Here is an 11,846-nt window from a genome sequence, read left to right on the forward strand (position 1 = left end):
CGATGCAGCGGCGGCACTTTCTGGGGACTGCGGCGCTGACCGGGCTGGCGACGACGTTGCCGGCGTCTGTGCTCGCGGTCGACACGGCGGGTCTGTCCAACCTCGCGGCGAAGGCGGTGCCGATCGGCAAGGCCGAGCGGCAGGCGCGGATCGCCAAGGCGAAGGAACTGATGGCGGCGAACGATATCGGCGCGCTGCTGATCGAGCCGGGGTCGAGCCTCATCTATTTCACCGGCGTGCAATGGTGGCGGAGTGAGCGGCTGACCGCCGCGGTGCTGACGCGCGAAGGCGAGGTGGCCATCGTCACGCCGTTCTTTGAGGAACCGTCGGTGCGCGAGAGCCTGGGCATCGAGGCCGAAGTGCTGACGTGGAACGAGGATGAGAACCCGCTCGCTGCGGTTGCTGCCTGGCTTGGCAAGCGCGGGCTGGCCAAGGGACGGATCGGGGTCGAGGAAACGGTGCGCTATTTTGCGGTCGATGGACTCAAAAAGGCGATGCCGGATGCGACGGTGGTCAACGGTGCCCCCGTGGTGCGCGGGTGCCGGATGCACAAATCGGCGGCTGAGATCGCGCTGATGCAGGTCGCCGCTGACATCACGCTCGCTGCTTATCGCCACACCGCGCCGCGGGTCGAGGTGGGGATGACCCCGGCCGATATCGGCGGACTCATGAAGGCCGCGACGCAGGCGCTGGGCGGGCAGAGCGAGTTCGAGCTGATCCTGCTTGGTGAGGCGAGCGCCTATCCGCATGGGTCCGGCAAGCCGCAGGCGGTGAAGGACGGCGAGGTCGTGCTGATGGATTGCGGCGCGACGGTGCACGGCTATCAGTCCGACATCTCGCGGACCTTCGTCCATGGCAAGGCAAGCCCCCGCCAGCGGCAGGTGTGGGACCAGATGCGCAAGGGGCAGGATGTCGCCTTCGCCGCGGCGAAGCTGGGCACGCCAGCGGGGCAGGTCGATGACGCGGTGCGCGCTTATTATCAGGGACTGGGCTGGGGGCCGGGATACAAGCTCCCTGGAACCTCGCATCGCACCGGCCACGGCATCGGGCTCGACGGGCATGAGCCGGTCAATCTGGTGCATGGCGAAACGACGCCGTTGGCGCCGGGCATGTGTTTCTCGAACGAGCCCGGCATTTATATACCCGGCGAGTTCGGGATCAGGCTCGAGGATTGCTTTTTCATGACCGAGAGCGGACCGAAATGGTTCAGCGAACCGCCGCCGTCGATTGATAAGCCGTTCGGCTAACTTCTCTCCCTAAGAGGGACGGGACGGCTGATCCGGCCCCTTCGGCCGCTGCACCAGGCTCACCAGCACGAACGAGATGATCATCAGCAGATACCAGCTGCCGAGCTTCTCGACGCCGACCATATGCCAGCCGTCATTCTGGCTCGGGTATGTCCAGGCGCGGGCGAAGGTCCCGATATTCTCGGCGAACCAGATGAACAGCGCGACGAGGCCCCAGCCGACGAGCAGCGGCATGCGGCGGTGGATGTGGAGCGGGCGGAACCACACCTGACAGCGCCAGAAGAGCAAGGCGGTCGCCGCGAAGAGCAGCCAGCGGATGTCGGGCAGCCAGTGATGCGCGAAGAAATTGATATAGATCGCGGCGGCCAGCGCATAGGTCGCCCAGGCTGGTGGATAGCCAGTGAAGCGGAAGTCGAAGATGCGCCAGACGCGGGCGATGAAGCTGCCCACCGCGGCATACATGAAGCCCGAGAAGAGCGGGACGGCGCCGATGTGGAGCAGGCTGGCCTCGGGATATTGCCACGAACCGGCGGCGGTCTTGAACAATTCCATCACCGTGCCGACGATGTGGAAGATCAGGATGACGACGGCTTCGCGCGGTGTTTCGAGCCGGAACGCGAGCATGCCAATCTGGATCAGCACCGCGCCGATGGTGATCGCGTCGTAGCGGTGGATCGCCGCATTGTCGGGCCAGAAGAGATGGGTGCCGAGCAGCAGAGCGAGCATCAGCCCGCCGAACAGGCACGCCCAGCCCTGTTTGAAGCCGAAGACGAGAAATTCGAGGAACCAGCCGCGCGGCCCGGGTTCGACCGCCATCGCCTCGAGCCGCAAACGGACGGCGTGGAAACGCGACTGGCTGCGCCGCATTTCAGACATGCACGGCGACGTACGCGATCAACAAGGCGGCGGGGAGGAGCAGCGCCTGGGCGAGAATAGTGCCGGCAAGGCGGCTGAGCGAAATGAGCATGATCGCGCGGCGGAAGTCGGCCTCGGCGACATGGCCCTCGACCGCGTCGTCGGTCATCACCGAGAGCTGCGGATCGATGAAGGCGAAGAGCAATATCGTCGCGAAGCCGTTGATCAGCGCTGACAGCTGCGACGCGGTGACGCGAAATTCGGGGGCGAGATAGCCGGCGTAGAGCGAGGCGACGACGCCGACAGCCAACAGAGATTGCGCGAGGCAATTGGCGATCAGCACACCCCAGCCGATCCCTTTGGGCATCTTCCAGCTCTTGAGGTGCGCGAGGCTGGGGAAGCGGAGCGACTGGCGCAGGGTGCGCAACCCGCTCGGGCTCAGAGCCTTCAGCGCCAGTTTCGTCGTCGAGCGGTTGGTCTGGTACCAGCCGATCGCGGCGGCGAACATGCGCTGGCCGGTGGGGACGAGCAGGATGCCGACCAGCGTCGCGACGCTCGCCGCGGCGAGGACGAACTGCATGTCGATGAACAGCGAGGCGCCGCTGCCGTCGTGGATGCGCGTCTCGATCCGCTTGGCGAGGAAGGGGCCGAGGAAGCTGTTCGAGGTGCGCGAGAAGAGCACGAGGATGTTGAACAGCGCGAACGACATCGCGATCCGCCGGGTGCGGACGCCGGCGATGCGCGCGGCATAGGCGAGCGCGCCGATCAGGTTGATGAACGCGGTCAGCAGCAGGATGGTGACGAGGGGGAGGTCGATCATTGCGGCGCCCCTACTCCAAGCAATCGCTACGTCAATGCTTTCGCGTCAGTTCGCGCGTCGCCTTGTCGAGGCCTTCGAGGGTCAGCCCATACATGCGGTCGTTCATCAGCTGTTTGATCAGCTTGACCGACTGGGTGTAGCCCCAATGCTGTTCGGGCACCGGGTTCAGCCACACCGCGGCGGGATAGACATGGGTGATCCGCTGGAGCCAGACCGCGCCCGATTCCTCGTTGAAATGTTCGACGCTGCCGCCCGGGTGGGTGATTTCATAAGCGCTCATCGACGCGTCGCCGACGAATATCACTTTGTAATCATGGCCATATTTGTGGAGAATGTCCCACATCTGATGGCGTTCGGACCAGCGGCGCTTATTGTCCTTCCACACGCCTTCGTACGGGCAATTGTGGAAATAGAAGAATTCGAGATTCTTGAACTCGGTCGTCGCCGCGCTGAACAATTCCTCGCACAGCTTGATGAACGGGTCCATCGACCCGCCGACGTCGAGGAACAGCAGCAGCTTGACCGCATTACGCCGCTCGGGGCGCATCTGGATGTCGAGCCAGCCCTGGCGTGCTGTGCCGTCGATCGTGCCCGGGATGTCGAGTTCGTCGGCGGCGCCCTCGCGCGCGAATTTGCGCAGACGGCGGAGCGCGATCTTGATGTTGCGGGTGCCGAGTTCCTTGGTGTTGTCGAGGTTGGCGAACTCGCGCTTTTCCCAGACCTTCAGCGCGCGCTTGTGCTTGCTTTCGCCGCCGATGCGCACGCCCTCGGGGTTATAGCCCGAATTGCCGAAGGGCGAGGTGCCGCCGGTGCCGATCCACTTGTTGCCGCCCTCGTGGCGCTTTTGCTGCTCCTCGAGCCGCTCTTTCAGCGTCTCCATGATCTTGTCCCAGTCGCCGAGCGACTCGATCGCGGCCATTTCCTCGGGGGTCAGGAACTTCTCGGCGACGGCTTTCAGCCAGTCGGCGGGGACGTCGACGGGGTTCTGGCCATAATCGGTGAGCAGGCCCTTGAAGACCTTGTTGAACACCTGGTCGAAGCGGTCGAGCAGCCCCTCGTCCTTCACATAGATCGCGCGGCTGAGGTAATAGAATTGCTCGGGGCTGCGGTCGATCGCCTCGCGGTCGAGCGCCTCCAGCAGGAGCAGATGCTCCTTCATGCTCACGGGAATGCCCGCGGTGCGGAGTTCTTCGAGGAAGCCGAACAGCATGGCTATGGCCTATCGTGTCGCGGGGGCGGGCGCAACTGCTTTACGTAAACGGAAAGGGCGTCGCGTCGGGAAGAGGAAATGGCGGAAAACTGCGGAACTTCATTCGCGAATGGCGTCGGCGCGGCGGATTGGCCGCTCGCATAAAGCCACAAACGCCCCGCGTGAACGCGCTGCAAGTGAGGCCTTTGTGGCCTTAAGGCGACAAAGGATACGGTCGTGCGCGTCCGGAATGTCTCCTTTGTCGCGCTAAGACGGGGGTGTCGGGAGGTTCGGGAAATGGGAGTCGGGTTGCGAGGCCGGGTCATCCAACAGGGTAGATCATGGCGGGATTTATTAGGAAAGCGGTTTTTGGTGGGGTGGCTGCAAACGGTCGCTGACGACCGGTCGCTGACCTCTCTGTCATCGTCACCCCGGACTTGATCCGGGGCCTGCCTTCCTGAAGAAAAGACGGGTCCCGGGTCAAGCCCGGGATGACGGAGGTCCGGAAACGACCGATTGCGGACATTCCAAGGTGGCATTACGCTGATCGACGGGGGAAACTACCAACATGGCAAAAGACGGAAAACGCGCTCGATGGCGCGAGGCTGGCGAGCCCCTTCCAGACGTCGATGAGTATCTTTTTGGAAACGGATTGTCTGTTTCGGATTACAGCCTTTCGGCTGAGGGTGTGGTCAGTTTCAAAGATAAAGCAGGTCGAGAATTTGATCTGCTGATCGACCATCCGCGGCTTGAAGCCGCTATCAAGGAGAGGCTGGAAACTCTGGGCGCCAAAGAGGCGTTTTAGCAACGTCCGCTTTCCACCCCAAAGCCGACCTTTGACGCTCGCTTCCCATTGACCCCGCGTTAACCATTATCGGTCATCACCTGCGGATTAATCCAAAGGTGGGTGGCGCAATGAAATTCGAGTCCATAAATCCGGCGGCTCCGATCCTCGACCAGTCGGTCGCGGGCGACTGCGGCGAGCTTGCCGTCGGGTGCAGCGAGGCGGCGGGGCGGATCAAGCGCTCAACCGACCAGATGGATCGCCAGATCGTCGAACTCGGGCGGCTCGAGGAGTTCGTCGTCAGCCTCGAGGCCGACCAGCGCCAGATCGCCGATTCGACCGACGAGGCGAAATTGCTGTCGGCGCGCGCCTGCGAACAACTCGATACCGGCGCCGAGCGCGTCAACACCGCGGTCACCGAATTCCGGTCGGTCATCGACCTCGTCGCGCGCCTCGGCACGCACGTCACCAACTTCGCCGCGGTGATGGCGCAGGTGCAGCAGGTCAGCCAGTCGATCGAACAGATCGCCAAGACCACCAACATGCTGGCGCTGAACGCCGCGATCGAGGCCGAGCGGGCCGGCGACGCCGGGCGGACCTTCGCCGTGGTCGCCGCCGAGGTGAAGAAGCTGGCGCAGAATACGCGCAGCGCGACCGACGAAATCCGCCGCAGCATCGGCAGCCTCGCCGCCGAAGCGGGCGGGCTGGTCACCGAAATCCAGTCGGGGGTCGAACAGTCGAGCCGTGCCGAGGCGCAGTTCGAGACGATCACCGACGCGCTGCACGATGCGACGCATCTTGTGGCGCTGCTCGACGACCAGAGCGACCGCATCGCGCAGTCGAGCGCGATGGTCCATGCGAATGGCGCCAAGGTCCGCGATGCGGTCGACCGCGTCGTCACCTCGGTGCGCGACAATAGTGCCACTTTGGGCGGGACCCGCGATTCGATCCTGAAGATGGAAAATGTGTCGAACCGCATGTTCAACGCGGTGATTTCGGCCGGGGTCAGCCCGCGCGATTCGGCCGTGGTCGACCTTGCCGCGCGAGTGCGCGACCAGTTCGTCGCCATCGCCGAACTGGCGGTCGCCAAGGGCGAGCTATCGATGGAGCAATTGTTCGACCAGAATTATGTCCGCGTGCCGGGGTCGAACCCCGAACGGTTCCGCACCAGCCTGTGCGATTGGGCCGACACCAATTGGCGGCCGCTGTTCGACCATATCGTGAGCAACCATCCCGAGGTGAAGATGTCGTCGGCGGGCGACATGAACGGATTCCTGCCGACGCACATCACCGACTGCTCGCGCGCGCCGACCGGCGACGTCGTCCATGACACCGCGCACTGCCGCAACGGCCGCATCCTGTTCGACGACACCGACAAGGCGGCGAAAAAGAGCCAGGCGCCCTATTTCATGGCGGTCTATCGCCAGGAAGGCGACGGCACCAACTATGTCACGGTGCGCAACGTTTATATGCCGGTGGTGATCAACGGGCGGCGCTGGGGCGACGTTGAGGTGGCGTACCAGCTTTGAGATTATCCTCCCTGCCGCGAAGCGGTGGGGAGGTGGCAGCGCGAAGCGCTGACGGAAGGGCGATGAAACTACCGTCGCGGCCCCTCCACCCCTCGCTTCGCGAGCGGTCCCCCTCCCCATCGCTTCGCGACAGGGAGGATTTTAATCAGCTGCCCTGACGGCGCGCCATGAAGGCGAGCTTTTCGAACAGCATCACGTCCTGCTCATTCTTGAGCAGCGCGCCGTGGAGCGGCGGGATCGCCTTGCCGACGTCACGGTTCTGGAGGACTTCGATCGGCATGTCCTCGTTGAGGAGCAATTTCAGCCAATCGATCAGTTCGCTGGTCGAGGGCTTTTTCTTGAGGCCGGGGACGTCGCGGACTTCGTAGAAGATGTCCATCGCGCGGCTGACCAGCGTCTTCTGGATGCCCGGGAAATGGACTTCGACGATCGACGCCATCGTGTCGCGGTCGGGGAATTTGATATAATGGAAGAAACAGCGGCGCAGGAAGGCGTCGGGCAGTTCCTTTTCATTGTTCGAGGTGATGACGACGATCGGGCGTTCCTTCGCGACGATCGTCTCGTCGGTCTCATAGACGTGGAACGCCATGCGATCGAGTTCCTGAAGCAGGTCGTTCGGGAATTCGATGTCGGCCTTGTCGATCTCGTCGATCAGCAGCACGGGGAGCTTGGGGGCGGTGAACGCCTCCCACAATTTGCCCTTGCGGATATAGTTGCGGATGTCGTGGACGCGCTCTTCGCCGAGCTGGCCGTCGCGCAGCCGTGCAACCGCGTCATATTCATACAGGCCCTGCTGCGCCTTGGTGGTCGATTTGATATTCCAGGTGATCAGCGGCGCGTCGAACGCTTTCGCGATTTCCTCGGCCAGCACGGTCTTACCCGTACCGGGTTCGCCCTTCACGAGCAGCGGGCGGCGCAGCAACGTCGCGGCGTTGACCGCGACCTTGAGGTCGTCGGTGGCGATATAAGCGCTGGTACCTTCGAAACGCATGGCCGGAGAGCCTTTCCCTTAACGTGAACGTCAAGGGGCATAGCGAGGGTGTCGGGAGCGCGCAAGCGCGCCTGACGAAGCGTCAGCTAATCGCGCGGCTCGCGGCGCGGGCTTCGAGCAGGTCCCACAGGCCGCTGTGCTGGGCGACCAGCTGCTGCGCGCCGAACAGCATGGCGCGTTCGGCGGCAGGGGTGTCGGCGACCGCGCCCGCGAGCCGCGCGGTATCGCGCAGGTCGGGCAGGGTGCAGCGCGGCGGCGCCATGTCGAGCCGCTGGGCGCTGATGTCGAGCAGGACGCGGATCGTGCGCCAGTCGAGCGTCAATGCGATCGCTGCGCCGACGGCGCAGCCGTGACGGTCCGATTCGGCGAGCATGTCGAGCGCCTTGCGCTGCGCCGCGACGGCCGCTTCGCACTGGTCCTGCCCCTGGGTGCTCGGTACCGGGCCGACCGCGGCGGCGATTTTCGACAGGAAGGCGCGTTCCTCGACAAAGGCTTCGGCGGCCTCGTCCATCCACACGCGTGAAACGGGGTCGACCGCCTTGCGTGCCGCGCTGTCGATCACGCCCGGATGGCGGCCATGGAGCAGGCACAGGAAATGCACGGCGTCGGCGAGGTTGCGCATCGCGTCGGGACCGTTCGACAGTCCGCCGCTGCGGACGTGGCGGTGCGCGCCGGTGCCGTCGCTGGCGACCAGCGTATCGAGCATTTCGGCGACGCTGCGCGTCTGCGGCTGGAACTGGGGCGATTGGCTCAACGCTTCATCCTTGGCTTCGGGCAGCAACGGCTGCCGAACTTCAACCACCAGCCATAAAGCAACGTCGTAAACACCGCGTTTATAGGCAGCGCGCCAATCGACGAATCCTTGTGTCAGTCAGAGACACAAGAGACCGGCAAGCGGGGGATGCTTGCCGGTCCCTGGTGCTGCACCGGCCCGTTATGGGGCGGTGCGGATCGGTGCGCGGGCGGGCGCGGGGGAGAGGGAGGGCCCGCCCGGGCGCCGGTCAAGCCGCGAGGGCGAATTCCTTGCCGTCTTCCTCGGCGTGTTCGTGCTTCGCGACCGCGGTGAGCGCCGGCTGCGCGGCGGCAGCGGCCTTCTTTGCGGGGAAGATCAGGCGCGAGGCGAGGACGATCAGGCCGAGGCCGAAATAGACGGCGAAGGTCTGAACCGGGAAGAAGAAGAGCGGGGCGATGAAGGCGACCCGGAACCATGTCGGGTTGATCCCGAAATCCTGGCCGAGGGCCTCGCAGATCCCGAACATCGTGTCGCGGCGGCGGAAGAGGTTGGTTTCGGTTTCCATTTTTTCGTCTTTCCTGGGGCCGCGGGGGCCGCCCCGCGTTCATGCCCATAGCTAAGCAACGGGCGTGCCAATTTTACTCTTTCCCGAATTTCCGAGGCTTTTTCGTCGCGCTGGCGCGGCGATGACCGCCTGGGTCCGGGTGATTTCCCACCGAGTGGGAATATCGGCCATTTGTTCGGAGCGTGCGTGCGGCAGCTCCTATCGCTGTCGCGGCGCCGCGTCGTCGCATCGGCCGGGCCGCTATTTGGGAGGCGAAGGTGAAGATTATAAGACCGGCAAGAAAAATAATTGTGCAGCGCACAAAACCTGGTGGTCAGCCTTGCCGGCTTTCGCGCCACAGCCGCTTGTTGTTGCGTTCGATACGCAGATATTGGCCGAAGGTCGGGGTGGTGAAGTGCCGATCGGCCTTTTGCGCCGTCGCCGCCGCGGCGTGGGCGTCCCAGTCGGCGAGCAGCGCGGCAAAGGCCTCGGGCAATTGCTCACGCACCTTGTCGTTGGTGCGGCGGATCGTGTCGGCGAGTTTCGGCTGGAAGTCGATGTCGACCGCGCGTTTGTAGAGGATCTCGCCGGTGTCGATGCCCTTGTCGATGCGGTGGATCGTATAGCCGGTCCGGGTGCGCCCGAAATAGATCGGCCAGATCACGCTCTGCGCGCCGGGATATTCGGGGAGCAATTCGCCGTGGAAATTGACGAAGCCCTGATGCGGCACGGTGAAGACGCGCGAGGCGATATAGCTGTTGCCGACCGACAGCCCGACATCGGGAGCATATTGCTTCAGCGCCGCGACCGTCTCGTCGCAATTGACGCGCGGCACGGTGATGATCGGAATGCCGTGCGCCTTCGCGACCTCGCGCGCGTCGGTGCGCATGTCATGGCCGAACCATTTGCGGATTCGGATGCCGTTGAGCGCGCCGAGCAGGCCGATCTTCCACATTTTTTGCAGTATCTTCTTGCGGCTGCGTTTGGCGACGACGGTTTCCGACACGATCAGGCAGACGAGTTCGATCTCGGGCACGCGGGTGAGCCGGTCGAGCACGACGCCCGAGCCGCCGACCGGGCCGCTGGTCATCAAAGCGACGCGCAGGGTCATGCCTCGCGAAACCCCCGGGCCCAGACCATCAGTTCGTGGAGCGGCCAGTGGAATTCGAGCTGGTGGCGCGGGATGTTCATGACGTCGGTCGCGCCGGGCCGGACGGCGCCGCGCACCGCGCTGAAATTGCTGGTGAAGCCTGCCGCCGCGATCGCCGCGCGGCCCGCGTCGTCGATATCGGTCGCGGTGCCATAGGGCCAGGCGAAGCTGTCGCACGGCTGGCCGATCTGTCCTTCGATGATCGCCCTGGCGCCGGTGATTTCGTCGGCGAGCCTGGCGCCGTCGCCCGATATCTTCGACAGCCGTGCATGGGTGCGGGTGTGGCAGCCGATCTCGCCGATGCCCTCGGCCGCGGCCTTTGCCTGCGGCCAGTCGAGGGTGCGGACGCGCGCGCGATAGGCGGGCATATGCGCGAAATAGCGGTTCAGCGTGTCGGGGTCGGCGTCGATCAGGTCGGTCGCGACGAACATGGTATAGGGGACGCGTTCGTCCTCCATCACCGGCCCGCCGTCCTCATAGACGCTGGCGAAGCCGTCGTCGAAGCTGAGATGGAAGAAACGCCCGTCGGACGGCCTGCCGTCGGCGATGATCGTGCGCAGCGTTGCGGTATCGACGAACTCGCCCTCCTGCTTCGCGGCGCGCAGGAAGGCACGAAAGGTCGGCAATGTGTCGGAAAACACTGCATGGGCGTAGAGGCAGCGCACGAAGGGGGCGCTCGCCGGCCCTTGCCGCAGCGCCTCCAACCGGATGCGCGCCGCGCGCGCCGCGCCGCGCGCTTTGGCGCGCCAGCCGCTGACGGGCGCCCAGGCTTCGGCGGCGGTTTCGGCGAAGGTGGTTGGGTCGCGCATCGTCACGCCAATGGCAAATCATCGGCGGGCGCACAAAGCATTTGTCGCGGCGCTTCGATCGACGCGCGCATGAAATGGCGCTGGTGCGGCGCCGTTTGCTTCGGTTCGCCGCACGATGCGCTCCAATTATCCCCATCGGTCTTGCCGGAAATATTGATGTGCCGGAAAGGGCGAGGCGACACGCGGGGGCGGCTTTGCAGGAGTAGCGTATGAGTGCCGTTTCCAAAAGTCCGAGAATTTTGCTGTTGGCGGCGATGCTGGCTGGGACAGCGACGATCAGCGTGGCGGCGCAGCCGCAGGACCCATCCGAGGGCGAGGTCATGACCACCGTCTATGGCACGCTGCCTTTGCCCGAAGAGATGACCGAAGGACCCAAGGTCGAAGGCATCATTTCGGCGCGCAGCGACGGCCGGATGCAGGTCACGACCGCCGACGGCAGCAACACGACGATCGCCATCGCCGACTATACGAAGATCAAGGGCAAGGGCGGGTTCCTGGGCCTTGGTCGCAGCAAGCTCGCGGCGGGTTCGCTGCTCAACGGCCTGCCGGTCGCCGTCGAGACCCTGCAGTGGGACGGCGGCCTGGTCGCGAACCAGATCGCGCTCAAGACCAAGGACCTCAGGACCGCGTCGATGATCCATACCGGCACCGACCAGCGCTTTGGCGAACAGGCCGCGGCGACCGAAGCGCTCCGCGGCCGTGTCGGCGACATCGACCAATATAATGTCAAAAGCACGACGAACGTGAACTTCGACACCGGCAAGGCGGTGCTGTCGGCGCAGGCACAATCCGATCTCTGCGCCGCCGCCTCGCAAGCCGAGGGGATGGATAACGCGCTGCTGCTGGTCGTCGGCTATACCGATGCGACCGGAAGCCAGGAATTCAACCAGGAGCTCAGCGAAAAGCGCGCGGCGCGCGTCGTCAACTATCTCCAGCAGTCCTGCGGCTGGAAACCCTATCGCATGCTGACCCCGACCGGGATGGCCGAAGCGGACCCGGCGGCGGACAATTCCACGGTCGAGGGCAAGGCCCAGAACCGCCGTGTTGCGGTGAATATCCTGGTCAGCAAGGGTCTGGACGGCATTTAGGACGCGAGGGGTGGGCGTCGCTCACCCCGTATCGAACGCGCAAAGGAAAAGGCGCGGGCATCACGCCCGCGCCTTTTTTTAACCCTCGTGTCCTGTCGCCCGAGAGC

The 11,846-nt window shown here is 64.5% G+C and carries 12 protein-coding genes; 4 read left to right on the plus strand and 8 right to left on the minus strand.

Annotated features, from left to right (window positions below):
- Positions 1-2 precede the first annotated feature (2 nt).
- Positions 3-1,247 carry a M24 family metallopeptidase gene (locus EEB18_RS16030; protein WP_187141801.1) on the plus strand — a complete coding sequence of 415 codons (1,245 nt, stop codon included), beginning with the start codon at positions 3-5 and terminating at the stop codon, positions 1,245-1,247.
- Positions 1,248-1,256: 9 nt separating this feature from the next.
- On the opposite strand, the gene EEB18_RS16035 is transcribed toward EEB18_RS16030, so the two are convergent.
- The 3 genes from EEB18_RS16035 to EEB18_RS16045 are packed head-to-tail and all read right to left on the minus strand — an operon-like array spanning position 1,257 to position 4,132.
- A complete protein-coding gene (locus EEB18_RS16035) occupies positions 1,257-2,123 on the minus strand; it encodes a DUF817 domain-containing protein (protein WP_187141802.1) in 867 nt (288 codons plus the stop codon).
- Entirely contained in the window at positions 2,116-2,922 is an 807-nt protein-coding gene (locus EEB18_RS16040) for a lipid II flippase Amj family protein (protein WP_082544944.1), read from the minus strand. The genes EEB18_RS16035 and EEB18_RS16040 overlap by 8 nt, the downstream gene beginning before the upstream one ends.
- Before the next feature lie 31 nt (positions 2,923-2,953).
- Positions 2,954-4,132 carry a vWA domain-containing protein gene (locus EEB18_RS16045; protein ID WP_187141803.1) on the minus strand — a complete coding sequence of 393 codons (1,179 nt, stop codon included), beginning with the start codon at positions 4,130-4,132 and terminating at the stop codon, positions 2,954-2,956.
- Positions 4,133-4,679: 547 nt separating this feature from the next.
- Between EEB18_RS16045 and EEB18_RS16050 the strand changes: the two genes are divergently transcribed.
- Entirely contained in the window at positions 4,680-4,916 is a 237-nt protein-coding gene (locus tag EEB18_RS16050) for a hypothetical protein (protein ID WP_187141804.1), read from the plus strand.
- Positions 4,917-5,026: 110 nt separating this feature from the next.
- Entirely contained in the window at positions 5,027-6,424 is a 1,398-nt protein-coding gene (locus EEB18_RS16055; protein ID WP_187141805.1) for a methyl-accepting chemotaxis protein, read from the plus strand.
- Positions 6,425-6,569: 145 nt separating this feature from the next.
- Here EEB18_RS16055 and EEB18_RS16060 read toward each other — a convergent pair whose 3' ends face one another.
- The 5 genes from EEB18_RS16060 to EEB18_RS16080 all read right to left on the minus strand — a co-directional run bounded on the left by EEB18_RS16060 (position 6,570) and on the right by EEB18_RS16080 (position 10,651).
- The gene (locus EEB18_RS16060) at positions 6,570-7,415 is read right to left on the minus strand and encodes an AAA family ATPase (protein WP_056346491.1); all 846 of its coding nucleotides are present in this window, start codon (positions 7,413-7,415) and stop codon (positions 6,570-6,572) included.
- A gap of 82 nt (positions 7,416-7,497) precedes the next feature.
- Entirely contained in the window at positions 7,498-8,169 is a 672-nt protein-coding gene (locus tag EEB18_RS16065; RefSeq protein WP_082545007.1) for a DUF6975 family protein, read from the minus strand.
- Positions 8,170-8,416: 247 nt separating this feature from the next.
- Complete coding sequence (locus EEB18_RS16070; protein ID WP_187141806.1) at positions 8,417-8,713, minus strand: PspC domain-containing protein; 297 nt, start codon at positions 8,711-8,713, stop codon at positions 8,417-8,419.
- A 313-nt stretch (positions 8,714-9,026) separates the two neighbouring features.
- Positions 9,027-9,803: a formyltransferase family protein gene (locus EEB18_RS16075; protein ID WP_187141807.1), complete on the minus strand. Its 777-nt coding sequence runs from the start codon at positions 9,801-9,803 to the stop codon at positions 9,027-9,029.
- Positions 9,800-10,651, minus strand: a complete 852-nt coding sequence (locus tag EEB18_RS16080) for a polysaccharide deacetylase family protein (protein WP_187141808.1) — start codon at positions 10,649-10,651, stop codon at positions 9,800-9,802. Before EEB18_RS16080 ends, EEB18_RS16075 begins: the two co-directional genes overlap by 4 nt.
- Positions 10,652-10,860: 209 nt before the next feature.
- On the opposite strand from EEB18_RS16080, the gene EEB18_RS16085 reads away from it, so the two are divergent.
- Complete coding sequence (locus tag EEB18_RS16085; protein ID WP_187141809.1) at positions 10,861-11,739, plus strand: OmpA family protein; 879 nt, start codon at positions 10,861-10,863, stop codon at positions 11,737-11,739.
- Positions 11,740-11,846: the final 107 nt, after the last annotated feature.

The sequence above is a fragment of the Sphingopyxis sp. OPL5 genome (assembly GCF_003797775.2).
Taxonomy (GTDB): Bacteria; Pseudomonadota; Alphaproteobacteria; order Sphingomonadales; family Sphingomonadaceae; genus Sphingopyxis.

Bases quoted from the DNA above. Each gene is read 5' to 3' on its own strand.
- EEB18_RS16040 (WP_082544944.1), bottom strand. From the start codon at position 2,922: ATGATCGACCTCCCCCTCGTCACCATCCTGCTGCTGACCGCGTTCATC.
- EEB18_RS16085 (WP_187141809.1), top strand. From the start codon at position 10,861: ATGAGTGCCGTTTCCAAAAGTCCGAGAATTTTGCTGTTGGCGGCGATG.
- EEB18_RS16070 (WP_187141806.1), bottom strand. From the start codon at position 8,713: ATGGAAACCGAAACCAACCTCTTCCGCCGCCGCGACACGATGTTCGGG.
- EEB18_RS16045 (WP_187141803.1), bottom strand. From the start codon at position 4,132: ATGCTGTTCGGCTTCCTCGAAGAACTCCGCACCGCGGGCATTCCCGTG.
- EEB18_RS16075 (WP_187141807.1), bottom strand. From the start codon at position 9,803: ATGACCCTGCGCGTCGCTTTGATGACCAGCGGCCCGGTCGGCGGCTCG.
- EEB18_RS16030 (WP_187141801.1), top strand. From the start codon at position 3: ATGCAGCGGCGGCACTTTCTGGGGACTGCGGCGCTGACCGGGCTGGCG.
- EEB18_RS16050 (WP_187141804.1), top strand. From the start codon at position 4,680: ATGGCAAAAGACGGAAAACGCGCTCGATGGCGCGAGGCTGGCGAGCCC.
- EEB18_RS16055 (WP_187141805.1), top strand. From the start codon at position 5,027: ATGAAATTCGAGTCCATAAATCCGGCGGCTCCGATCCTCGACCAGTCG.
- EEB18_RS16060 (WP_056346491.1), bottom strand. From the start codon at position 7,415: ATGCGTTTCGAAGGTACCAGCGCTTATATCGCCACCGACGACCTCAAG.
- EEB18_RS16080 (WP_187141808.1), bottom strand. From the start codon at position 10,651: ATGCGCGACCCAACCACCTTCGCCGAAACCGCCGCCGAAGCCTGGGCG.
- EEB18_RS16035 (WP_187141802.1), bottom strand. From the start codon at position 2,123: ATGTCTGAAATGCGGCGCAGCCAGTCGCGTTTCCACGCCGTCCGTTTG.